Source organism: Noviherbaspirillum denitrificans (genome assembly GCF_002211445.1).
Lineage (GTDB): Bacteria > Pseudomonadota > Gammaproteobacteria > Burkholderiales > Burkholderiaceae_D > Noviherbaspirillum > Noviherbaspirillum denitrificans.
This window is the reverse complement of the sequence record NZ_LSTO01000001.1, coordinates 2833491-2855681: the sequence shown is the minus strand read 5'-3', so window position 1 is coordinate 2855681 and position 22191 is coordinate 2833491. Positions and strand designations below refer to the sequence as shown.

19 protein-coding genes and 1 pseudogene are annotated in these 22191 nt (G+C 62.7%); 15 read left to right on the top strand and 5 right to left on the bottom strand.

The window, feature by feature from the left end:
* The 6 genes and pseudogenes from AYR66_RS13900 to AYR66_RS13875 all read left to right on the top strand — a co-directional run.
* Positions 1 to 338, top strand: a pseudogene (locus tag AYR66_RS13900) (tRNA U-34 5-methylaminomethyl-2-thiouridine biosynthesis protein); the annotation flags it as partial.
* Positions 339 to 851: 513 nt separating this feature from the next.
* Positions 852 to 2774: a PrkA family serine protein kinase gene (locus AYR66_RS13895; RefSeq protein ID WP_088707971.1), complete on the top strand. Its 1923-nt coding sequence runs from the start codon at positions 852 to 854 to the stop codon at positions 2772 to 2774.
* A gap of 137 nt (positions 2775 to 2911) precedes the next feature.
* The gene (locus tag AYR66_RS13890; RefSeq protein ID WP_088707970.1) at positions 2912 to 4177 is read left to right on the top strand and encodes a YeaH/YhbH family protein; all 1266 of its coding nucleotides are present in this window, start codon (positions 2912 to 2914) and stop codon (positions 4175 to 4177) included.
* Positions 4174 to 5739, top strand: a complete 1566-nt coding sequence (locus AYR66_RS13885; RefSeq protein WP_088707969.1) for a SpoVR family protein — start codon at positions 4174 to 4176, stop codon at positions 5737 to 5739. Before AYR66_RS13890 ends, AYR66_RS13885 begins: the two co-directional genes overlap by 4 nt.
* 364 nt (positions 5740 to 6103) lie before the next feature.
* Positions 6104 to 6811 (top strand): DUF4142 domain-containing protein, encoded by a 708-nt coding sequence (locus AYR66_RS13880; RefSeq protein WP_234814902.1) that lies wholly within the window; start codon positions 6104 to 6106, stop codon positions 6809 to 6811.
* An 84-nt stretch (positions 6812 to 6895) separates the two neighbouring features.
* Positions 6896 to 8539: an NAD(P)/FAD-dependent oxidoreductase gene (locus tag AYR66_RS13875; RefSeq protein ID WP_088707968.1), complete on the top strand. Its 1644-nt coding sequence runs from the start codon at positions 6896 to 6898 to the stop codon at positions 8537 to 8539.
* On the opposite strand, the gene AYR66_RS13870 is transcribed toward AYR66_RS13875, so the two are convergent.
* A complete protein-coding gene (locus AYR66_RS13870; RefSeq protein ID WP_206047173.1) occupies positions 8536 to 9006 on the bottom strand; it encodes a metallophosphoesterase family protein in 471 nt (156 codons plus the stop codon). The genes AYR66_RS13875 and AYR66_RS13870 overlap by 4 nt on opposite strands.
* Positions 9007 to 9294: 288 nt before the next feature.
* On the opposite strand from AYR66_RS13870, the gene cysE reads away from it, so the two are divergent.
* Positions 9295 to 10167, top strand: a complete 873-nt coding sequence (cysE, locus tag AYR66_RS13865; protein ID WP_206047172.1) for a serine O-acetyltransferase — start codon at positions 9295 to 9297, stop codon at positions 10165 to 10167.
* Here the strand turns inward: cysE and AYR66_RS13860 are convergent.
* Positions 10164 to 12398, bottom strand: a complete 2235-nt coding sequence (locus tag AYR66_RS13860; protein WP_088707967.1) for an EAL domain-containing response regulator — start codon at positions 12396 to 12398, stop codon at positions 10164 to 10166. The genes cysE and AYR66_RS13860 overlap by 4 nt on opposite strands.
* 112 nt (positions 12399 to 12510) lie before the next feature.
* Between AYR66_RS13860 and AYR66_RS13855 the strand changes: the two genes are divergently transcribed.
* Both AYR66_RS13855 and AYR66_RS13850 read left to right on the top strand, forming a co-directional pair.
* Entirely contained in the window at positions 12511 to 13170 is a 660-nt protein-coding gene (locus AYR66_RS13855) for a class I SAM-dependent methyltransferase (RefSeq protein WP_088707966.1), read from the top strand.
* Positions 13171 to 13212: 42 nt separating this feature from the next.
* The gene (locus AYR66_RS13850) at positions 13213 to 14064 is read left to right on the top strand and encodes a TolB-like translocation protein (RefSeq protein WP_088707965.1); all 852 of its coding nucleotides are present in this window, start codon (positions 13213 to 13215) and stop codon (positions 14062 to 14064) included.
* Here the strand turns inward: AYR66_RS13850 and AYR66_RS13845 are convergent.
* Both AYR66_RS13845 and gstA read right to left on the bottom strand, forming a co-directional pair.
* On the bottom strand, positions 14053 to 15204 hold the full coding sequence (locus tag AYR66_RS13845; RefSeq protein WP_234814901.1) for a patatin-like phospholipase family protein: 1152 nt from the start codon (positions 15202 to 15204) through the stop codon (positions 14053 to 14055). The two genes, AYR66_RS13850 and AYR66_RS13845, sit on opposite strands and share 12 nt — an antisense overlap.
* Positions 15205 to 15249: 45 nt before the next feature.
* On the bottom strand, positions 15250 to 15861 hold the full coding sequence (gene gstA / locus AYR66_RS13840; RefSeq protein WP_088707963.1) for a glutathione transferase GstA: 612 nt from the start codon (positions 15859 to 15861) through the stop codon (positions 15250 to 15252).
* 122 nt (positions 15862 to 15983) lie between these two features.
* Between gstA and AYR66_RS13835 the strand changes: the two genes are divergently transcribed.
* Together AYR66_RS13835 and AYR66_RS13830 are read left to right on the top strand one after the other, a co-directional pair.
* Positions 15984 to 17645 (top strand): long-chain fatty acid--CoA ligase, encoded by a 1662-nt coding sequence (locus AYR66_RS13835; RefSeq protein WP_088707962.1) that lies wholly within the window; start codon positions 15984 to 15986, stop codon positions 17643 to 17645.
* A gap of 152 nt (positions 17646 to 17797) precedes the next feature.
* The gene (locus AYR66_RS13830) at positions 17798 to 18577 is read left to right on the top strand and encodes a c-type cytochrome (RefSeq protein ID WP_088707961.1); all 780 of its coding nucleotides are present in this window, start codon (positions 17798 to 17800) and stop codon (positions 18575 to 18577) included.
* Here AYR66_RS13830 and AYR66_RS13825 read toward each other — a convergent pair.
* Positions 18574 to 18786: a DUF3717 domain-containing protein gene (locus tag AYR66_RS13825; protein ID WP_088707960.1), complete on the bottom strand. Its 213-nt coding sequence runs from the start codon at positions 18784 to 18786 to the stop codon at positions 18574 to 18576. The two genes, AYR66_RS13830 and AYR66_RS13825, sit on opposite strands and share 4 nt — an antisense overlap.
* A 49-nt stretch (positions 18787 to 18835) precedes the next feature.
* On the opposite strand from AYR66_RS13825, the gene AYR66_RS13820 reads away from it, so the two are divergent.
* From AYR66_RS13820 to AYR66_RS13805, 4 genes are all read left to right on the top strand, one after another.
* Positions 18836 to 19534, top strand: coding sequence for an SDR family oxidoreductase (locus AYR66_RS13820; protein WP_088707959.1), 699 nt, complete (start codon positions 18836 to 18838; stop codon positions 19532 to 19534).
* A 256-nt stretch (positions 19535 to 19790) separates the two neighbouring features.
* A complete protein-coding gene (locus AYR66_RS13815; protein WP_337367030.1) occupies positions 19791 to 20489 on the top strand; it encodes a response regulator transcription factor in 699 nt (232 codons plus the stop codon).
* Positions 20479 to 21750, top strand: coding sequence for a sensor histidine kinase (locus AYR66_RS13810; protein WP_088707957.1), 1272 nt, complete (start codon positions 20479 to 20481; stop codon positions 21748 to 21750). Before AYR66_RS13815 ends, AYR66_RS13810 begins: the two co-directional genes overlap by 11 nt.
* A 97-nt stretch (positions 21751 to 21847) precedes the next feature.
* The coding region (locus AYR66_RS13805; protein WP_206047171.1) for a hypothetical protein at positions 21848 to 22191 on the top strand (344 nt) is incomplete at its 3' end.

Genomic DNA, 22191 nt, shown 5'->3' with positions numbered 1-22191 from the left:
GGGTATTGCCGCTGGCGAAAGTTGATATCCCCATGGCGGGAAGGGTCGGCTTTCGTTGTGCGTCGCCGGATCGCTTGCCGCTCGTCGGCGCATTGCCGGACATGTGCTTGCCGATCTCCGGCAGCCGATTGCGCGATGTTCCCCGCCTGCCCGGTTTGTACGGTCTGCTTGCCTATGGCTCGCGCGGCATCGTGTGGGCCGCCTTCGCTGCGGAACTGCTCGCGTCCATGCTGGAAGGGGATGCACTGCCGATCGAAAGGGAACTGGTTGAAGCCCTCGATCCCGCGCGTTTCGCGTTGAAGGCAGATCGCCGCCGCGCGGCGGAAGCAAACGGATGAGGATGTGGAAAGTGGAATGCGCCGCGCAATGAAAACAAAAAAGTCCGCGGCCGATTCGAAGAGCGGCTGAAGGATTGGGCGTTCAAGTTACAACACCACTATAGGCGAAGATTCCTGCTGCACAAGAAGCAGTTCCACTCACCCATCCATATCCAACGATTGGATGTCGCTATCGGTTGACACCAGTCTTCAATGTTTTCTACCTGCGCACATCGAGTGTCGCATTTATGCACGTGCAGTGTCATTTGCACACTGGAATAACGTCGCCTGGCGACAGCATTCGCGCGAAAAAGTTTTATGCGCCGTACGCTGTTTCTCAAAAAAAACAGCGATAAATTCCTCTTTGAAAAGAACATGTTGAAAGCCTTTTCTTCAACAAAATTCACGCATAAAAAAAACCGAAAAATTTCCTATCGACGAGAAAAAATTCTGCGTATTATTAAATTGCGGAGTGGAAAATCAGTCTGTATCCGACACCCACACGACCGGTAGACAATTATCAAAGGAAGCCCAATGAAGATCTTTGACAACTACGCATCACGGTATGAGCGGACTCGGGAAGAGGAATACTCCCTGCAAGAATATCTGGAGTTGTGCAAGCGCGATCGCCTTGCTTATGCCACTGCCGCCGAGCGCATGCTTGAAGCGATTGGCGAGCCCGAGCTTATCGACACCCGCCACGATCCGCGTCTCTCGCGTATCTTCGCCAACAAGGTTATCAAGATCTATCCTGCATTCCGCGAGTTCTACGGAATGGAGGAAGTCATCGAGCAGGTCGTCTCCTATTTCCGTCATGCCGCGCAAGGCCTTGAAGAGCGCAAGCAGGTCCTCTACCTGCTCGGCCCCGTCGGCGGCGGCAAGTCCTCCATCGCGGAGAAACTCAAGTCGCTGATGGAACATGTGCCCTTCTATTGCATCAAGGGTTCGCCGGTGAACGAATCGCCGCTCGGCCTGTTCAATGCGGAAGAAGACGGCCAGATCCTCGAAGAGGACTTCGGCATTCCGCGCCGCTACCTCAAGACCATCCCGAGCCCGTGGGCAGTGAAGCGCCTCCACGAGTTCAACGGCGACATCAACCAGTTCCGCGTGGTCAGGCGTTATCCGTCGGTGCTCAAGCAGATCGCGATCTCGAAGACCGAGCCGGGTGATGAAAACAACCAGGACATCTCCTCGCTGGTCGGCAAGGTCGACATCCGCAAGCTGGAAGACTACTCGCAGGATGACCCGGATGCCTACAGCTACTCCGGCGGCCTGTGCCTGTCGAACCAGGGCCTGATGGAATTCGTCGAAATGTTCAAGGCGCCGATCAAGGTGCTGCACCCGCTGCTGACCGCCACGCAGGAAGGCAACTACAAGGGTACCGAAGGTTTCGGCGCGATCCCGTTCGACGGCATCGTGCTCGCACACTCGAACGAATCCGAGTGGAAGGCATTCCGCAACAACAAGAACAACGAAGCATTCCTCGACCGTATCTACATCGTGAAGGTGCCGTACTGCCTGCGCGTGTCGGAAGAGATCAAGATCTACGAAAAGCTCATCACCAGCTCTTCGCTCGGCAAGGCGCCCTGCGCTCCCGGCACGCTGAAGATGATGGCGCAGTTCGCGGTGCTGTCGCGCCTGAAGGAACCGGAAAACTCCAGCATCTTCTCCAAGATGCAGGTATATGACGGCGAGAACCTGAAGGACACCGATCCGAAGGCGAAGTCGCGCCAGGAGTACACCGACTACGCCGGCGTGGACGAAGGCATGAACGGCCTGTCGACCCGCTTCGCGTACAAGATCCTGTCCAAGGTCTTCAACTTCGACAACACCGAAGTCGCCGCCAACCCGGTGCACCTCCTGTATGTACTCGAGCAGCAGGTCGAGCGCGAGCAGTTCCCGCCCGAGACCGAGCAGAAGTACATGTCGTACATCAAGGAGTACCTGGCGCAGCGTTACGTCGAGTTCATCGGCAAGGAGATCCAGACGGCTTACCTCGAAAGCTATTCCGAGTACGGCCAGAACATCTTCGACCGCTATGTGACGTTCGCCGACTTCTGGATCCAGGACCAGGAGTTCCGCGATCCGGACACCGGCGAGAGCTTCGACCGCGAGGCACTGAACAGCGAACTCGAAAAGATCGAGAAGCCCGCCGGGATTTCCAATCCGAAGGACTTCCGCAACGAGATCGTCAACTTCGTGCTGCGCGCGCGTGCGCAGAACAGCGGCAAGAACCCGACCTGGACCAGCTACGAAAAGCTGCGCACCGTGATCGAGAAGAAGATGTTCTCGAACACCGAGGAGCTGCTGCCGGTGATCTCGTTCAACGCCAAGGCCAGCGCCGACGATGCGAACAAGCACCAGGAGTTCGTGTCGCGCATGGTGGCCAAGGGTTACACCGCGAAGCAGGTGCGTCTGCTGTGCGAGTGGTACCTGCGGGTTCGCAAGTCGTCGTGATGTAGTAACAGCCTGCTCCATAACCTGCCTGTCCCCTCTCCCTTGCAGGGGGAAGGGACAGGCAGATGTTGCAGGACAATCCCTCTCTCCGAGCTTGAGAGGGAGAAAACAACGCCCATACAGTTTCAGGAGGCACTTTGGCTCACCTCATCGACCGGCGTCTGCAGGGCAAGAACAAGTCCGCGGTCAATCGCGAACGCTTCTTGCGGCGTTACAAGGGCCAGATCAAGGACGCCGTACAACGCGCCATCAAGGGCCGCTCGATCACCGAGGTCGAGAAAGGCGAAAAAGTATCCATCCCCGTCAAGGACATCAACGAACCCACGTTCGGCCATGCGCATGGCGGTATCTGGGAAGTCGTGCGCCCAGGCAATGAGCAATACCAGAAGGGCGACCAGATCCAGCGGCCGAAGGGCGGCGGTGGCGCCGGCAAGGGCAAGGCGGGCAACAGCGAGGAAATCACCGAAGACGATTTCACCTTCGAGCTGACGCGCGAAGAGTTCATGAACTACTTCTTCGAAGACCTCGAACTGCCCAACCTGGTCAAGACCCAGCTCACGTCCATCAACGAGTTCCGCAACCAGCGCGCGGGCTACACCATCTCCGGCACACCGACCAACATCCATGTGCTGCGCTCGATGCGCGGCGCGATCGGCCGCCGCATCGCCGTCGGTTCGAAGTCGCGCAAGCGGCTGCGCGAGGCGGAACAGGAGATGAACGAGCTGCTGAAGAGCACCTTCGAAGACGACTACCGCATCATCGCGTTGCGCAAGGAGATCCACCACCTGCGCGCCAAGATCGACGGCATCGCCTTCCTCGATCCGATCGACCTGCGCTACAGCAACCGCATCAAGGTGCCCAAGCCGTCCAGCCAGGCTGTCATGTTCTGCGTGATGGACGTGTCGGGCTCGATGGACCAGGCGAAGAAGGATGCGGCCAAGCGTTTCTTCATCCTGCTTTACCTGTTCCTCGAGCGTGCCTACGAAAAGATCGAGGTGGTGTTCATCCGCCATCACACGCAGGCAACCGAAGTGACGGAAGACGAGTTCTTCAATTCCCGCGAATCCGGCGGCACCGTGGTGTCGTCCGCGCTGCACCTGCTCAACAAGGTGATCAACGAGCGCTATTCGACCAGCGACTGGAACATCTATGTCGCCCAGGCTTCGGACGGCGACAACTGGGACAACGATTCGGTGACCTGCCGCGAACTGCTGGTCGACAAGATCATGCCGCTGGTGCAGTACTACGCCTACGTCGAGATCACGGACGGCGAGCCGCAAAACCTGTGGTACGAGTACCTGCAGGTCCAGGACTACCACCCGCACTTTGCGCAGCAGAAGATCGAGTCGCCGGCTGATATCTACCCGGTATTCAGGGAACTGTTCAAGAAGCAACCAAAATGATCAAAGTCCTCGACAAAGCCCCTGCCAAGAAGACCGGACGGAAGAAGGCGGTCAAGCCTGCGCGCCTGCCGGACCAATCGGAATGGACGTTCGAACTGATCGAGCAGGCGCACAGCGAAATTCGCCGCGTCGCGGAGAACTTCGGCCTGGATACCTACCCGAACCAGCTCGAGATCATCACCGCCGAACAGATGATGGATGCCTACGCATCGGTCGGCATGCCGGTGTCCTACGCGCACTGGTCCTTCGGCAAGCATTTCCTTTCCACCGAGAAGAGCTACCGCCGCGGCTACATGGGACTGGCGTACGAGATTGTCATCAACTCCAATCCCTGCATCGCCTACCTGATGGAAGAGAACAGCCTGACGATGCAGGCGCTGGTGATCGCGCACGCCTCCTATGGCCACAACTCCTTCTTCAAGGGCAACTACCTGTTCCGCACCTGGACCGATGCGGAAGCGATCATCGACTACATGGTGTTCGCGAAGAACTACATCGCCGAGTGCGAGCAGCGTTACGGCATCGAGGCGGTGGAGCTGCTGCTCGATTCCTGCCATGCGCTGCAGAACTACGGCGTGGACCGCTACAAGCGTCCGGCGAAGCTTTCCCTAGCCAAGGAGCGCGAGCGCCAGGAAGAGCGTGAAGCCTACCTGCAGTCGCAGGTCAACGACCTGTGGCGCACGCTGCCGCGCAAGCAGGAGGTCGTGGCCGAGGCCGCGCCCGTCCGCTTCCCGCCGGAACCGCAGGAAAACCTGCTCTACTTCATCGAGAAGTACGCGCCGCTCTTGCAGCCCTGGGAGCGCGAGATCGTGCGCATCGTGCGCAAGATTTCCCAGTACTTCTATCCGCAGCGCCAGACGCAGGTGATGAACGAAGGCTGGGCCACCTTCTGGCACTACACCATCCTCAACCAGCTGTACGACGAAGGCGTGGTCGGCAACGGTTTCATGATGGAGTTCCTGCAGAGCCACACCAACGTGGTGTACCAGCCGCCGGTCACCAGCAAGTACTTCAACGGCATCAACCCGTATGCGCTCGGCTTCGCGATGATGCGCGACATCCGCCGCATTTGCGAAAACCCGACGGACGAGGACCGCCAGTGGTTCCCGGACATCGCCGGCACCGACTGGAAGAAGACGCTCGACTTTGCGATGCGCAATTTCAAGGACGAAAGTTTCATCTCCCAATACCTGTCGCCCAAGCTGATCCGCGACTTCCACTTCTTCGCTGTGCTGGACGACGACAAGAAGGACAAGCTGCAGATCTCCGCGATCCATGACGACGACGGCTACCGCTACCTGCGCGAGCAGCTCGCGGGACAGTACAACATGCACAACCGCGAGCCGAACATCCAGGTGTGGTCGGTGGACACGCGCGGCCAGCGCTCGCTGACGCTGCGCCACAACCAGTACCTGCGCCGTCCGCTCAACGGACAGGCGGACGAGGTGCTCAAGCATGTGGCGCGGCTGTGGGGCTTTGACGTGTTCCTGGAGACTGTCGATCCGCAGGGCAATGTACTCGGAACGATCGAATGCAAGTGTGAAAAGAGGCAACGCGGCTAGAGAGACTTGAGGTTTGCGAGGACGCTGCACGGAAAGGGGAGCGCCGCAAGGCGCGCAGCGAGCCTCGCGACCTGGCTGCGTGCATTTCTGTTCGCACGCGGCATTTCTCGCCAGCCTCATTTTCATGGGCGCTTGTCGGAGCAATCCGGCAAGACTTGTGCCAAAGCGCAAGCTTTGGCACTTTTTTTTTTGCGCATCGTGTTCCTGTAATTTTTTCCTCCTGCCTGTAGTCTCTTCCCGCTGTCGTGCTGCGAAGGCGTATTCGCGCGCTCTTGCCCGACTGGCATGCACATTGCCTCTTCCATCGAAGGCATCGAAGGATGTCAATCCCGGCTATTGCCGTCACGTCCATGAAGGAGGCCATATGCAACAACGTCAGATTCTCAACCGAATGTTTGGAGTCGCCTTGCTGGCGATGCTGTTCAGCGTGCCTGGCGCGCAGGCACAGTCTGCTGCGTCTTCCGGTTCTTCCGGTAAAGCAAGCAGCAGCGCGCAATCCGGCAAGTCGATGAGCCGTGGCGACCAGAACATTGTCAACGAACTGGCCGTGTCGAACCTTGCAGAGATCGAAGCCGGCAAGATTGCGCTCAGCCAGTCGAAGAACGACCAGGTGCGCAACTTTGCGCAAAAGATGGTCGACGACCACCAGCAGGCGCAGAAGGACCTGGAACAGCTGGCCCAGGCAAAGGGCATGACCTTGCCGACCGAACCGGACAACAAGCACAAGGCGATGGCAAAGAAACTCTCCGCACTCGAAGGTGACAAGTTCGACAAGCAGTACATGAAGCAGGGCGGCCTGAACGATCACAAGGACACGCACAAGATGTTGCAGAGCGCCCAAAAGCGCGCCAGTGATCCGGACCTCAAGGCACTGGTCGCGAAGATGGAACCGGTGGTCAGCCAGCACCTCAACATGGCGCAGGATGTGAGCAGCATGAAGAATTCGGCGTCAGGATCGCAAGGACCTGCCGGCACGTCGGCATCCGGTACTTCTTCCGGATCCATGTCCAAGGACAAGACCGGCGTATCGGGCACGTCGGGTTCATCCAACAGCGCCACTCCGGGCAAGTAACACCTGACGCAGCGCCTGCGGGATCGATGCCGTTGGCGGGGGTGCCGTGCGGTAAAATAGCAGCCTTCCCTGAAGGTTCACCGCATGCTCCGACTCACCAACGTCATCCTCCCGCTCGACCACCCTGAAGCCGACCTGCGTGCGGCCGTCCTCGACCGCCTGAAGATTGCCGGCGCCGACCTGCTCGGCCTGACGATTTTCCGCCGCGGCTACGATGCGCGCCGGCGCAGCCAGATCACGCTGGTCTACACCCTCGAGGTGGAGGTGAAGGATGAGGCGGCAGTGCTCGCAAAGGCATTGCCGAATGTCACGGTTGCGCCGGACACCAGCTACAAGTTCGTCGCGCAGGCGCCGGCGCAGACCGCATCGCGTCCGGTGGTGATCGGCTTCGGTCCGTGCGGCATCTTCGCCGCCCTGATCCTCGCGCAAATGGGTTTCCGTCCGATCATCCTCGAACGCGGCAAGGTGGTGCGCGAGCGGACCAAGGATACCTGGGGACTGTGGCGCAAGCGCGAGCTCAATCCCGAGTCCAACGTGCAGTTCGGCGAGGGCGGCGCGGGTACCTTCTCCGACGGCAAGCTGCATAGCGGCATCAAGGACCCGAAGCATTACGGCCGCAAGGTGCTCACCGAATTCGTGAAAGCATTCGCGCCTGAGGAAATCCTCTACGTGAGCAAGCCGCACATCGGCACCTTCCGCCTCGTGAAGATGGTGGAGGCGATGCGCGAGACGATCGCTTCGCTGGGCGGCGAATTCCGCTTCGAAGCGAAGGTGACCGACATCGAGATCGACAACGGCCAGGTGCGCGGCGTCGTGCTGGAAGGCGGCGAACGCATCGCTACCGATCATGTGGTGCTGGCAGTCGGCCACAGCGCGCGCGACACCTTCCAGATGCTGTACGACCGCGGCGTGTATGTCGAGGCCAAGCCGTTCTCGGTCGGCTTCCGCATCGAACATCCGCAGTCCGTGATCGACCGCGCGCGCTTCGGCAAGTTCGCCGGCCATCCGCTGCTCGGCGCGGCCGATTACAAGCTGGTCCATCACTGCGGCAATGGCCGCACCGTGTACAGCTTCTGCATGTGCCCGGGCGGCACGGTGGTCGCTGCGACGTCGGAGGCGGGGAGGGTGGTCACCAATGGCATGAGCCAATATTCGCGCAATGAGCGCAATGCCAACAGCGGCTTCGTGGTCGGCATCAACCCTGAGGATTTTGGCGGGGACAAACATCCGTTGGCCGGTATCGATTTCCAGCGCGAACTCGAATCGCGTGCCTTTGAAATGGGTGGCGGCAATTACGACGCGCCCGGCCAGCTGGTCGGCGATTTCCTCGCCGGCCGGCCGTCGAAGGCATTCGGCTCGGTGCAGCCGTCCTACAAGCCCGGCGTGCACCTGACCGACCTTGCGCCGTCGCTGCCTGCCTACGCGATCGAAGCGATGCGCGAGGCGATTCCGGCATTCGACAGGCAGATTCGCGGCTATGCGATGGCCGATGCGATGCTGACCGGCGTGGAAACGCGCACGTCGTCGCCGGTGCGCATCAAGCGCCTGGACAACTTCCAGAGCGTGAATGTGAAGGGACTGTTCCCGGCGGGCGAGGGCGCGGGTTATGCGGGCGGGATTCTTTCCGCCGGCGTGGATGGCATCAAGGTGGCCGAAGCGGTCGCGTTAAGCATGACCGGTGCTGCAGATGCGCGTGGCGGCGCGCAGGCGGGCGAACAGATTTACTAGCCGACTTCCAGCGTCTGCAGGCGTCCCTTTGCGCGTCCGTCGGCAATCTCGAGGAACCCGATCGAAATCGGCAGCGTAAACCGCCTCGGCCCCGCGCTGCCCGGATTGATATACAGCACGCCGTTCTCCATCTTCATCAGCGGCCGGTGCGAATGCCCCGACACCACAACCTTGATGCCCTCCCGCTCGGGCACGACGTCGAGGTCATGCAGGTCGTGCACGACGTAGATCGCGACGCCGCCGATATCGATGCGTTCCCGTTCATGCAGCGTGTGCGCCCATGGCCCGCGGTCGTTGTTGCCGCGTACGGCCGTCACCGGCGCGATCGCTTCCAGTTCGCGCAGGACGTGTGCATCGCAAATGTCGCCGGCATGGATGATCCGGCTGACGCCTTTCAGGGCCAGCGCGGCTTCGGGGCGCAGCAGGTTGTGGGTGTCGGAAATGAGGCCGACGCGTATTCTTTCCATCCTGGCAATTATGGTGCAAGAAGTTTTGCAAGAAGCGCACTGGTCGGGCAGTGCCGGTGAAAATATGCTTTAATGGCCCTTAGACGATTTGGCACTAAGCATATTCTCTTTTTGTTTGGACACATGGACAAGCGCGTTGTTTCCGCACAGATTTGTTGTCGTGGCCGGCCTTTGGGGCCTGCCGACTGACGCACGCGTATTCGACAGATTCCGATGGCCGCAGAGTTCACGACCTGCGGCCATTTTGTTTTTTGGGACAGCGATGCTGCCGCCATGGAAAGGAAAAGCATGAACACCACCGACGCCACGCTCGCCCGCCGCAGCGCGATCCCGGCATCCCTGCTGTCCGCGCCCGCCGTGTTCGCGGACATGCGGCCGCAGGCGTGGACGCAGGACAGCATCTGGCACGAGATCCGCGCGGAAGCCGAGCAGGCGGCCGCGTGCGAACCCATCCTGCTGCCGCGCCTGAAGGCGATGGTGCTGGACCGGCCGACACTTGCAGCGTCGATCGCGGCAGTGGTCGCCCGGAGGCTGGCGACGGAAGACTTGCCGGAGAGCGCATTGCGTGAACTGTTTGACGGCGTGATGCGCGCGGCGCCCGGCATCGCGCAACAGGCGGCCGCGGACCTGGCGGCGGTCAAGGACCGCGATCCGGCCTGCCCCAACCTGCTGCATGTGGTGCTCAACCTCAAGGGCTTCCAGTCGCTGCAGTCCTACCGCATTGCGCATGCATTGTGGCGGGAAGGCCGGCAGGAGCTGGCGTTCGCACTGTCCAACCAGGCATCGGTGGCACTGGGCGTCGATATCCATCCGGCCGCGCGCATCGGCAGCGGCGTGATGTTCGACCATGCGACCGGTATCGTTATCGGCGAGACGTCGGTGGTCGAAGACCATGTGTCCATCTTGCAGAACGTGACGCTGGGCGGCACCGGCAAGGAGCACGGCGACCGCCATCCGAAGATCCGCAGCGGTGTGATGATCGGCGCGGGCGCCAAGATCCTCGGCAATATCGAGGTCGGCACCATGAGCAAGGTAGCGGCTGGCAGCGTCGTGCTGCGCGCCGTGCCTCCGCATTGCACGGTGGCTGGCGTGCCGGCGCGCATCGTGCGTCATCATCGCGCCGACAGCTGCCCGTCCGATGAAATGGACCAAAGCATTTAAGCGCTGATCCGCTGCCGCCGCAGCAATTCCGTGAACTCTTCCGCCGGTACCGCGGCGCCGTAATAGAAACCTTGCGCGGCCGGGCAGCCGAGCGCCTGCAGGAAGGTCTTCTGCTCCGGCGTCTCCACGCCCTCCGCCAGCACGCGCAGACGCAGGCTGTGCGCCATCGAGATGATCGCTTCGACCAACGCGGTGTCGTTGGCGTTCTGCCCGATGCCGCTGACGAAGGCGCGGTCGATCTTGAGCGCGTCGACCGGGAAGCGCTGCAGGTAGGCCAGGCTTGAATAGCCGGTGCCGAAGTCGTCCACCGACAGCTTGATGCCCATGCCGGCGAGCTGCTTGAGCGTGGCCATGTTGTCTTCCGTGCGCTGCATCAGCGTGCTTTCCGTGATCTCCAGGTCCAGTCGTGACGGCGGCACACCCGCGTCGCGCAGGATGTCGCCCACCATGCCGCGGAAATCCGGCTGGAAGAACTGGCGCGGCGACAGGTTCACCGCGATGTCGAGGTCTGCAAAACCCAGCTCGTGCCAGCGCCGAAGTTGCAGGCATGCCTGCCGCAGCACCCATTCGCCGATCGGCAGGATGAGGCCGGTTTCTTCCGCGATCGTGATGAACTCATGGCAGGTGCCAGACACCTGTCCGTTGCGGTTCCAGCGTAGCAGCGCTTCGGCGGAGAAGATGCGGCCGCTGTCCAATTCCACCTGCGGCTGGTAGAAGAGCGTGAATTCCTCGTGTATCAATGCATGGCGCAGTGCATTCGTCATCGCATGGCGGCGTTGCGCCGCGCGGTTGAGCGACGGCGTGAAGAACTGGTAGTTGCCGCGGCCCTTTTCCTTCGCATGGTACATCGCGGTATCGGCAGTGCGCATCAACGTGTCGACATCCTTGCCGTCATCCGGATAGAGGCTGATGCCGATGCTGCTGCCGACATGCAGTTCGTGGTCGCAGCACTGGAAGGGCTTGTCCAGCGCGGCGAGCGTCTTGCGCGCCACGATGGCGGCGGTGGACCCGTCTTCGGCCAGCGGCAGCGTCAGGACGAATTCGTCGCCGCCCAGTCGGGCCACACTGTCGCCCTCGCGCACGCAGGCGGTCAGGCGCGCGGCCACCATCTTCAATAGCGTGTCGCCGATCTGGTGGCCGAGCGAATCGTTGATGTGCTTGAAGTAGTCGAGATCGATGAACAGTACGGCGACGCGCGTGCCGGTGCGGTGCGCATGCGCGATCGCCTGCTGCAGGCGGTCGCGCAGCAGCGTACGGTTGGGCAGCCCGGTCAATGCGTCGTGGTCGGCCATGTAGCGGATGCGTTCCTCGGCCTTCTTGCGTTCCGACAGGTCGAGCACGAAGGAGACGCCTTCGCGCTGCTCGCCATTGATGAAGGCGGCGCCGATCAGGATGGGGATGCGGGTGCCGTCACGGTGCAGGTATTCGCGTTCGACCGGATCGATGCGTCCCCTGGCGCGCAGCGTGTCGAGCGCCTTCCTCGCGATCGCCCGGTAACCGGGCGGCGCGATGTTCGCCAGCCCGATCTTGCCGTCCTGCAGGTCTTGCTGGGTGTAGCCGAGCAGGTGCAGGAAGGCGTCGTTCGCTTCGGTGATCGTGCCATCCACGGTCCAGAAGTAGATACCGATGATGTTCGACTCCACCAGCCGGCGCAGCCGCGCATGGGCGCGCCCGAGTTCCGCGGTGCGCTGCGCGACCCGGCTGTCGAGCTCGCAGTAGGCGTGCTGCAGGCGGATTTCGGCTTGCCGGCGCAATGCAATCTCTGTCTGAAGGGCCGCATTCTGTTCGGCCAGGTGGCGTCGCGCATCGCGCAGGTTGAGGTGGGTGCGGATGCGTGCCAGGGCTTCCTGGATATCGAAGGGCTTGGTGATGTAATCCACGCCGCCGGCGCGGAAGCCGCGCAGCTTGTCGCTGTGTTCCGACAGTGCGCTCATGAAGACGACCGGGATATCGTGCAGCGTGGATTCGGCTTTCAAGCGCCGGCAGGTTTCAAGGCCGTCGATGCCGGGCATCAGGATATCGAGCAGGATCAGGTCGGGTACCACAGCCAGCGCGCAACGCACCGCTTCTTCGCCATCCAGCGCGACAAGCACTTGCAACCCGGCATCCTCCAGCGCGTGAGCCAGCACCTTGAGGTTTGCCGGGGTATCGTCCACCAACAGGATGGTCTGGCCCGCGAGGGGGCGGTCGGCCTCGGTATCCATTGGTGCGGCCTTGTTGACGGCGGGCATGTCCGGATGACACCCGTTTTGTTAGACGTGCTGCCGTGAGGCTAGTTCACCTGGCACGGTTTCGCGCCGGGACGGATCGCTGCACAATGGAGGGCCGCCACAAGGAGACGCCATGACCACCCGCACGCTCAACCTGGACGATACGCTCTACCGTTACCTGATCGACGCCTCGCTACGCGACCACCCGGTGCTCGCCGCGCTGCGCGAAGCCAACGCCACCCATCCGCTGGCGCGCATGCAGATTGCCGCGGAGCAGGGGCAATTCCTGCAACTGCTGGTGCGCCTGCTGGGCGCGCGCAACACGATCGAGATCGGCACCTTCACCGGCTACAGCGCACTGGCCGTCGCGCTGGCCCTGCCGGACGAGGGCCGTGTCGTCGCCTGCGACATCAGCCGCGAATATACCGACATCGGGCAGGATTACTGGAAGCAGGCCGGCGTCGCGCACAAGATCGACCTGCGCATCGCGCCGGCGCTGGAGACGCTGGATGCATTGATTGCGGAAGGACGCAGTGGCCGTTTCGACTTCGCCTTCATCGATGCGGACAAGACCGGCTACGACGCCTATTACGAACGTTGCCTCGTCCTGCTGCGGCAGGGCGGCCTGATTGCCGTCGACAATGTGCTGTGGAGCGGGCGGGTGGCGCGGCCGGCGGAGGACGCCGACACGGCGGCGCTGCAGGCGTTCAACCGCAAGCTGCGCGATGACGCGCGCGTCGACCTGTCGATGCTGCCGCTTGGCGACGGACTTACATTGGCGCGCAAACGCTAGTTTATACTTCCGAGCTGTCCCGCATCGACAAGGAATGACAAGATGGCATCGATCGCATCGCGCATCACACTGACCGGCGGCGCCTGCCTGCTCGCCGGCTGCGCGGGCTGGCAAGCCCTGCCTGACCAGGCAACGACCCAGCTGCCTGCGCCCGACCCCTTGCGCAAGTTCGTCGCCTCCATCGATGCGCCCAGTGGCAGCAAGCCTTCGCCCGACGGCAGGAAGCTGCTCTGGCACGCGCTGTACGGCCGGGATGTGACCACCTTCGTGCGCGCGGCCGAGGGCGGGGACGCCGCGGTGTTCCGGCTCGGGCGTACCCTGCCTTACTGGGCCTGCGACAGCCGTCACCTGATCCATGAATCCGACCCCGAGGGCGGCGGCAATACTCAGGTCGTGCTGATCGACACCGATCGTCCCGGCGCCACACCTGTCAACCTCACGCCGTGGAAGGGCAGCGCCTCGCACGTGATCCATGCGGGCGATCCGCAATCCGGCAAGCTGGTGCTGGTCAGCAACCGGCGCGACACCGCCGTGTTCGACGTTTATACCGCTGACCCTGCAACCGGCAAGGTGGACATGGTGTGGAAGAACAATGGCGACGTGACGCGCTGGATCATGGACGTCGACGGCAGCGTCGGTGCACGCGTGCGCCGGCAGGACGGCCAGTACTTCCTGCAGGTGCTGGGCAAGGCCAGCAATACCTGGAAATCCGTCAGCGCCTGGCCGGAGATGGCCGATATCCGGCCGATCCGTGTCGACCGTGCGGCGGGCAGTGTGTTCGTCATGTCGCGCCTCAGCGCCGATGCGGCCGGCGCAACCGCCGATACGGGAACCGAGCGCGGACTGCCCTGCCGCATGCCGGCATCGCCACAAGGTCTGCTGTCAGCCCGATAAGCGCTCTTCGCGGCCGTCCGGCCCGATCTCATGCACCAGCACCCCGGCGCCTTCCGGGGCTTCCGCGCGCCACGCACCATGGTCGATCGCGCGCATCGCATCCTGGTAGCCCTGCTCCCAGCGCCATTCGATCGATCCCTTCGAAAAGTTGATGTCCTTGGACGCCATCTGCCAGTCGCGGCCGGCATAGGCCAGCCGCACGATGTGCATGGTGGTGTCGATGCCGACCTTGTCCAGTTCGCGCAGCACATCCTCGCTCAGCAGGTGGTCCGGCACTTTCGCGCGCAGCGTGCGCACCAGCCGGCGCAGGCGGTGACCGCGCAGGTAGGCATCGATATGGCGCCGCGAGCGCGACGCGTACAGCACATCCTTTTGCCGCGTGTACACCTGCTCCAGCGTGTTCGGTTCGGGGCCGTCGGGACTCCACAGGTCGACCATGAAGCAGATGGTGTCGACGCGCGGCTCGTCGGCCAGCACCGTCTCCAGCGGCGTATTGGAGTACAGGCCGCCGTCCCAGTACAGGTCGCCGTCGATACGCACCGGCGGAAAGCCCGGTGGCAGCGCGCCGCTGGCCATCACATGCTTGATGTTCACCGCCTGGTGCGCAGTGTCGAAGTTGGCGAGCTGGCCGCAGGTGACCTTGATCGCGCTGACGGTCAGGCGGATCCCGCTGGACGTATTCAGACAGTCGAGGTCGACCAGGCGTTTCAGGGTTTCTTCCAGCGGCATGGTGTCGTAGAAGCTGGCCGATTCCGCTTCGACCGGCCAGCCGGCGAAGAAGGGATTGAACCAGCGCAGCGCATACATCCCCGGCACGCCCTGTGCGACAGTGTCGATGGTGGTGAACAGGGTGTTGAGGCGGCGCGCCGAATCGGGCACCTTGCGCATGTCGAGCAGGTCGGAATGCGCGACCTCGTCCCAGAAAGCCTTGAGCCGGTCGAGGCGCTGCGGCCGCTTGTTGCCTGCGATGATGGCGCCGTTGATGGCGCCGATTGACGTGCCCACCACCCAGTCGGGCGTCAGGCCATGTTCATGGAGCGCCTGGTAGACACCCGCCTGGTAGGCGCCGAGTGCGCCACCCCCTTGCAGCACGAGGGCAACGCGCGGGCGGGCGCCAATCGTCTTGATTTTCGAGTCCATATCCCTGCAACCTCCCCAATGCATCGAGTTGCAGCGCGGACCGGGTCACTCCTTGAGCAAGCCCTCCGCCTTCATGGCTTCCTGGACTGCCGGCCGCGCGGCCACCCGCTGCATGTATGTCTCTACCGCGGGCCATTGGCCCAGGTCGAACTTCATCGGCCGTGCCCAGTTGAGCACGGTGAAGAGATAGGCATCCGCAACGCTGAATTGGTTCCCGGTCAGGTAGTCGCGCCCCTGGAGTTGCTTATCGACGATATTGAGCCGCGTGGAAATGGTGTTGCGCGCGGCCTCCTTCGTTTCTTCCGGCGTGTTCGGCTTGAACAGCGGCGAGAATTGCTTGTGCAATTCCGTCGAAATGAAGTTCAGCCATTCAACCAGGCGGTAGCGTTCCATCGTGCCGGCCGCCGGCGCAAGCTGTTTTTCGGGCGCCTTGTCCGCGAGGTATTGCACGATGGCCGGGCCTTCGGTCAGCACGTCGCCGCTGTCGAGCTTGAGCGCCGGCACATAACCCTTCGGATTGACGGCGAGATAGTCTTCGTCGGCGGCGGTCTTCTTGCTGGCCAGGTTCACGCGTTCGAGTTCGAAGGGGAAACCTGCTTCGCGCAGGACGATGTGCGGGGACAGGGAACAGGCGCCGGTCGAGTAGTAGAGCTTCATGGGATTCCTCCTTTGAACGGAAAAAAGCGATGGTAGCGCAGGAGAAAAAATCCTGCCGGAAGCAGCGTTTTCCATGCGCGCCTATAATGATTTTTCCCCATAAAAACGACGAGACGGAGACAATGAACACCACCCATTACGCCCACTGGCCGGCGGGACTTCCGCACGCCATCACCATTCCCGACACCAGCCTGTACGTCAACCTCGAGGTATCCGCGCGCCGCTATCCGAACAAGCCCGCAATCATCTTCTACGACACCGTGCTGTCCTATGCGCAGGTGCACGAGCAGGTGCTGGCGCTGGCCGGTTACCTGCAGCATGCCTGCGGCATCGGACGCGGCGACCGTGTTCTGCTGAACATGCAGAACAGCCCGCAGTTCATCATCGCCTTCTACGCGATCATGCGCGCCGATGCGATGGTGGTGCCGGTCAATCCGATGCTGATGACCGACGAGCTGCAGCATTACGTCGAGGACAGCGGCGCGAAGGCCGGCATCGTGTCGCAGGAAATCTTTTCACGCACCGCGCCGCTGGTGGGGAAGGGCGCGCTGCAGACGGCGCTCGTTGCCACTTATTCCGACTACCTCGTCGCGCCGACGGAACTGAATGTCCCCGACTTCGTGCGCGCGCCGCGCGACGTGCCAGCCCAAGCCGGCGTCGTATGCTGGCAGGACGCACTCGCCGCCGCCCATGCGCCGCGTCCGCACGAGGCGGGACCGGACGACCTCGCCTGCATGCCCTATACCTCCGGCACCACCGGCAAGCCCAAGGGCTGCGTCCATACGCACCGCTCGGTGATGTTCAATGCGGTCGCCAGCCCGACGTGGTCGGGACCGATGGCGCCGGACCATGTCACGCTGGCGGTGCTGCCGTTCTTCCATGTCACCGGCATGCAATCGGTGATGAATGCGATGATCTATACCGGCGGCGCGATCGTCGTACTGCCGCGCTGGGACCGCGACGCGGCCGGCCAGCTGATCACGCGTTACAAGGTCACGACCTGGACGCTGATCCCGACCATGATGATCGACTTCCTGTCGAACCCGCGCCTGGCCGAGTACGACATCTCGGGCCTCAAGCGCGTGTCGGGCGGCGGTGCCGCGATGCCGGCGGCGATCGCGCAGAAACTGCTCGACCTCACGGGCCAGCAGTACATGGAAGGTTACGGCCTGTCGGAGACCATGGCCGCCTCGCACGTCAATCCGCCCAACCGCATGAAGCAGCAATGCCTCGGCGTGCCCTACCTGAATGTCGATTCGCGCATCGTCGATCCGATTACGATGAAGGAAGTGCCGCAAGGCGAAACCGGCGAGATCTGGATCCATGGCCCGCAGGTATTCCAGGGTTACTGGAACGACCCGCGCAAGACCGCGGAAGCCTTCGCCGAACTGGATGGCAAGCGCTTCTTCCGCTCGGGCGACCTGGGCTACATGGACGAGGAAGGATTTTTCTTTTTCACGGACCGCCTGAAGCGCATGATCAACGCCAGCGGCTTCAAGGTCTGGCCGGCGGAAGTGGAATCGATGATGTACCAGCATCCGGCGGTGCAGGAATGCTGCATCATCGCCTCGCGCGACGCCTATCGCGGCGAGACGGTCAAGGCGGTGATCGTCAGGCGTCCCGGCACGGACGCCACGGCGGACGACATCATCGGCTGGGCGCAGCAGAAGATGGCGGCCTACAAGGTGCCCAAACTGGTGGAGTTTGTCGACGCGCTGCCGAAATCCGCGACCGGCAAGGTGATGTGGCGCGCCTTGCAGGAAAAGGAAATGGAAAAGAAATAGCAGGAGGACATCACGAACCCGAACCACATGCCAAAGCGGCATCACATCCACGAAAAAACTTGATGTAGATTCCGTTCTCGCGATTCCGCAGGGCTATACAATGAGCCCCAAAGTCGCTCCAGGCGACTGTTGATAATGTGGAAAGGTTCGTGATGCACCCAAGCAAAGCCGCACGCCGGGCAGCCGTTTTCGCGCTGCTCGCGGCCACCCTCGCCGGTTCCGCCATGGCCCAGGACAAGAAGTGGAAGAGCCTCATGAGCACGGACGAGCCGGACAAGCTCTTCCGCCACTATTGCGCCGTCTGCCACGGTCCGGACGGCGACGGCCAGACCCAGGCCCGCCTCGCGCTCGACCCGCCGCCGCGCAACTTCACCAACGCCAAGGCGCGTGAAGAACTGTCGCGCGACCACATGCTGCAGACGCTGGAGAAGGGCACCTACACCAAGGACGGCAAGCGCACCGCGATGATTTCATGGAAGGAGCACCTGTCGCCCGAGCAGATGGAAACCCTGGTGGACTACATCATCGTCCGCTTCATGGGCGGCAAGCCTGCCGACAATTTCCATGACCACGGCGACCCGCGGCACAAGCACCACGACCATTCCAAGGCCAGGCAGGTCGACTACCCATACGGGCTGAAGCCGGACGCGGTGCGCGGCAAGGCGGTGTACGCGGCGAACTGCCAGTCCTGCCATGGCGCGCAGGGAGACGGCAAGGGCACGGACCCGCGTGCCGCGCAGCTCAAGCCGCGCAATTTCAATGCGCAGGATTTCCGCGACTACGCCACCGGGTTCACGCTGTTCTCCACGGTTACTTATGGCAAAGGCCACATGCCGGCGTGGGAGAAGAGCATGAACAACCAGGACATCGCGAATGTCTCGGAGTACGTGTTGCGGACCTACGTGACGCGCAAGCCGCTCGAAGGGAATTAAATCTTGTTTCGCCAGGCATCCACCAGCTGCCTGGCCGCCGGCGGCATGCTGTCGAACGGCATGCTGCGGCTGCGGGTGTAAATCATCATTGCATAGACATCCGCCAGCGCATTCACTTCCGGCGAGAGCGCGCACTCTTCGCCACTCGACGGGCGCAACGCGCGCCAGTAGTTGATCGCTTCTTCCAGTTCGGCCAGGGTGATATCCATCCGGCCATTTTAGTATGATGTGTCCTCGATCCACGTTGAGGCAGGACATATGGAAAAAGTTGCATTGATCACCGCCGCATCGCGCGGCATGGGCGCCGCCTGCGCGCGCGAACTGGCCGCGCGCGGCTACAAGCTGGTGCTGATGTCCCGTTCCGAAGACATCCATGCGCTCGCAAAAGAACTCGGCGGCATCGCACTGCAGGGTTCGAGCGACAACGCGGACGACTTGCAAAAGCTGGTCGCGCTCGCAATGGATACCCACGGCCGCATCGATGCGGTAGTCAACAACACCGGCCATCCGAAGAAGGGCCCGCTGCTGGAACTGAGCGATGCCGACTGGCATGCCGGCCTCGACCTGTTGCTCCTGAACGTGGTGCGCATGGCGCGCCTCGTCACACCAGTCATGCAGGCGCAGGGCGGCGGCGCGATCGTCAACATCTCCACCTTCGCCGCCTACGAGCCGTCGGCGCGCTTCCCGATTTCCGCGACGCTGCGCGCGGCGCTGGGCAGCTTCACGAAGATCTACGCCGACGAAGTGGCGAAGTCCAATATCCGCATCAACAACGTGCTGCCGGGCTACGTCGACTCGATCGCGCAGAACGAAGCGACCATCGCGCAAATCCCGATGGGCCGCCAGGGAACGCAGGAGGAACTTGCGAAGACAGTCGCCTTCCTGCTGTCGGCCGATGCCGGCTACATCACCGGCCAGAACCTGCGGGTGGACGGCGGCATCACCCGTTCCGTGTAGAGGGTGTCATGGGGGCAGGAAGGGGGCACGTTCGGTCGAGAAGGCATGCAGTGCTAGGCGCGGTGCGCCGCGCAGGCTGGGTGCCTGCGCAAGCGCCGCAACAACGCAATGCGTGCCTTCTCGACCGAACCCGCAGGGCAGCCCCGATAACCGGCCGCCTGCCGTGTTGCGGCTCCTTGCCGTGGAACCACCACGACGCGTCGCCGCGCCTTGCATTCGGCCGGTTCTCGGGGCTGCGTGCCCCCTTCCTGATCCCATGACACCCTCTACCATGCGCATCCTGATCGCCGAGGACGACGCCGATATCGCCGGCAACCTGTACGACTACCTCACGGCCAAGGGCTACGAGGTGGACGCGGCGCCCAACGGCCTGACCGCGCTGCACCTGCTGACGACCGAGCGCTTCGATGCCGTCGTGCTCGACATCGGCCTGCCCGGCATGGACGGGCTGACGCTGGCGCGGCGCATCCGTGGCGATGCGAAGATGAGCATTCCCATCCTGATGCTCACCGCGCGCGATGCGCTGGACGACAAGCTTGCCGGCTTCGATGCCGGGGCAGACGATTACCTCGTCAAGCCGTTTTCGCTGAAGGAAGTGGATGCGCGCATCCAGGCGCTGCTCAAGCGTGCGCAGGGCAGGGTGGTCGATGCCGCCGTGCGCGTGGGCGAACTCGCGTACGACCCGTTCTCCGGCACGCTCGCCTGGCAGGGCAAGTCGCTCAAGCTGTCGCCCAAGAGTGTGGCATTGCTCGTCACCATGCTGCGCCAGCCCGGCAAGCTGTTCTCGCGCGAGGAACTGGAGCAGGCCGTCTGGGGGCAGCCGCAGGCGAGCAGCGATACCCTGCGCAGCCACCTGTCGCAGTTGCGCCGCGAGCTTGCGCTGCCGGAAGGAAAGAACATGATCGAGACCGTGCACGGCCGCGGTTACCGCCTGGTGAATCCCGATGATCAATAGCCTGCGCTGGCGCCTCGCGTTGACCTTCACGCTGCTCTCCACCTTCGCCGTGCTGATCCAGGCCGTCGCGCTGTTCGTCAGTACCGACGAGCAGGAAGAGGACATGATCAACGAGGTGGTGAATGCCACCCTCGAGAACCAGCTGCGACAGCCCGGAGCGCCTCTCGTCGACCTGGGCGACCTGCCGATCGGGCAGGAACGCATGCAATTCTTTCGCCTGCCGCGCGGCCAGCGTCCGCCCGAATTGCCCCCCGAATACGCACGCATGCCCGCCGGCATCCATGAATGGTATGCCGGCAAGATCGAGTACCACGTCGGCATCCGCGACAGCGGCAGCGAACGCCTGTACCTGATGTACGACGCGAGCGAGCATGAAGAACGGCTGGAGCAGCTCGAATGGAAACTGCTCATCGGCATCGGGGTACTGAGCCTGACGTCGCTCTGGCTCGGCTACTGGCTCGCCGGACGCGTGCTGCATCAATTGGAAAACATCACGCAGCGTCTCAAGCGCCACGACGAAACGCCGCTGAACCTGCCCGGCCTCGACCGCGAGGTGGCGCTGCTGGCCGAGGCGCTGGACGGTTATCGCCAGCGCAACCGCGAATTGCTGGAACGAGAGCGCGAGTTCACCGGCAACGTCAGCCACGAGTTGCGTACGCCGCTCACACGCATCCGGACCAGCGCCGAACTGCTCGCGGACGACCCGGCGCTGCAGGAACGCAGCAGGGACCGCGCCGGACGCATCATCGCTTCCGTGGATGCGATGGAAGGCCGCCTGCGCGGCCTGCTCTTCCTCGCCCGCGAACTGGTGCTCGATGAACGCAAGCCGCTCGCACTGAAACGCTATGTGGATGCCGCCATCGCACCGGTGCGCCAGGCTTGCGAGGACCGCCACGTCCAGGTTGCAACCGATATTGCCGATCATGTAACCGTTGATGCGGATGCCTCGCTGCTGCAACTTCTGCTGGATAACCTGATCGGCAACGCGGCCCGCTATACCGAGTCCGGACGGATTGACATCGGCTATGCGGACGGCGTACTGACGGTGGCTGACACCGGCCCCGGCATACCGCCGGAGCACATGGCACGCGTGTTCGAGCGCCATTACCGCGCCAGCGATGCGCCGGGCGGGATGGGGCTGGGCTTGTCGATTGTGAAACGCGTGTGCGATGCGCACGGCTGGACCTGCGGCATCGACAGCCATGCGGGCGAGGGCAGCCCGCAACAGGGTACGCGGGTGAGTGTGCGCTTCCATTCCTGACGCGCATCAAGCATTTCACAAATCCTTCACAAAACCCCCATCCGGCCTTCACATCCCGCTGCCTATACTTCGCAAGTCAATTTGGGAGGACTTGCGGATGTCATTCATTTCACGCGCGCGTACCGGACTGGAACGCACTTTCGGCCGTACGCCGCTGCTCTTTCTTGCGGTTTTCCTGGTTGCCTCGCTGGCGACCCGGTTGATGCTCCTGGGCGTCGCTGCGAAGGATGTCGACTGGCTCGCCGTCCCGGGAAGCCTGCTGCTCGGGTTTGGCTACGACCTCATCACGGCGCTGTGGGCGCTGCTGCCGATCGTGCTGCTGCACCTCCTCTTTCCGCAGACGCGGCTGCTGCATCCTGTCGGCCGGCTGGTGAAGGCGGGCGCGCTTGCGCTCACCATCTATCTCCTGCTGTTCAACTTCGTGGCGGAACTGCTGTTCTG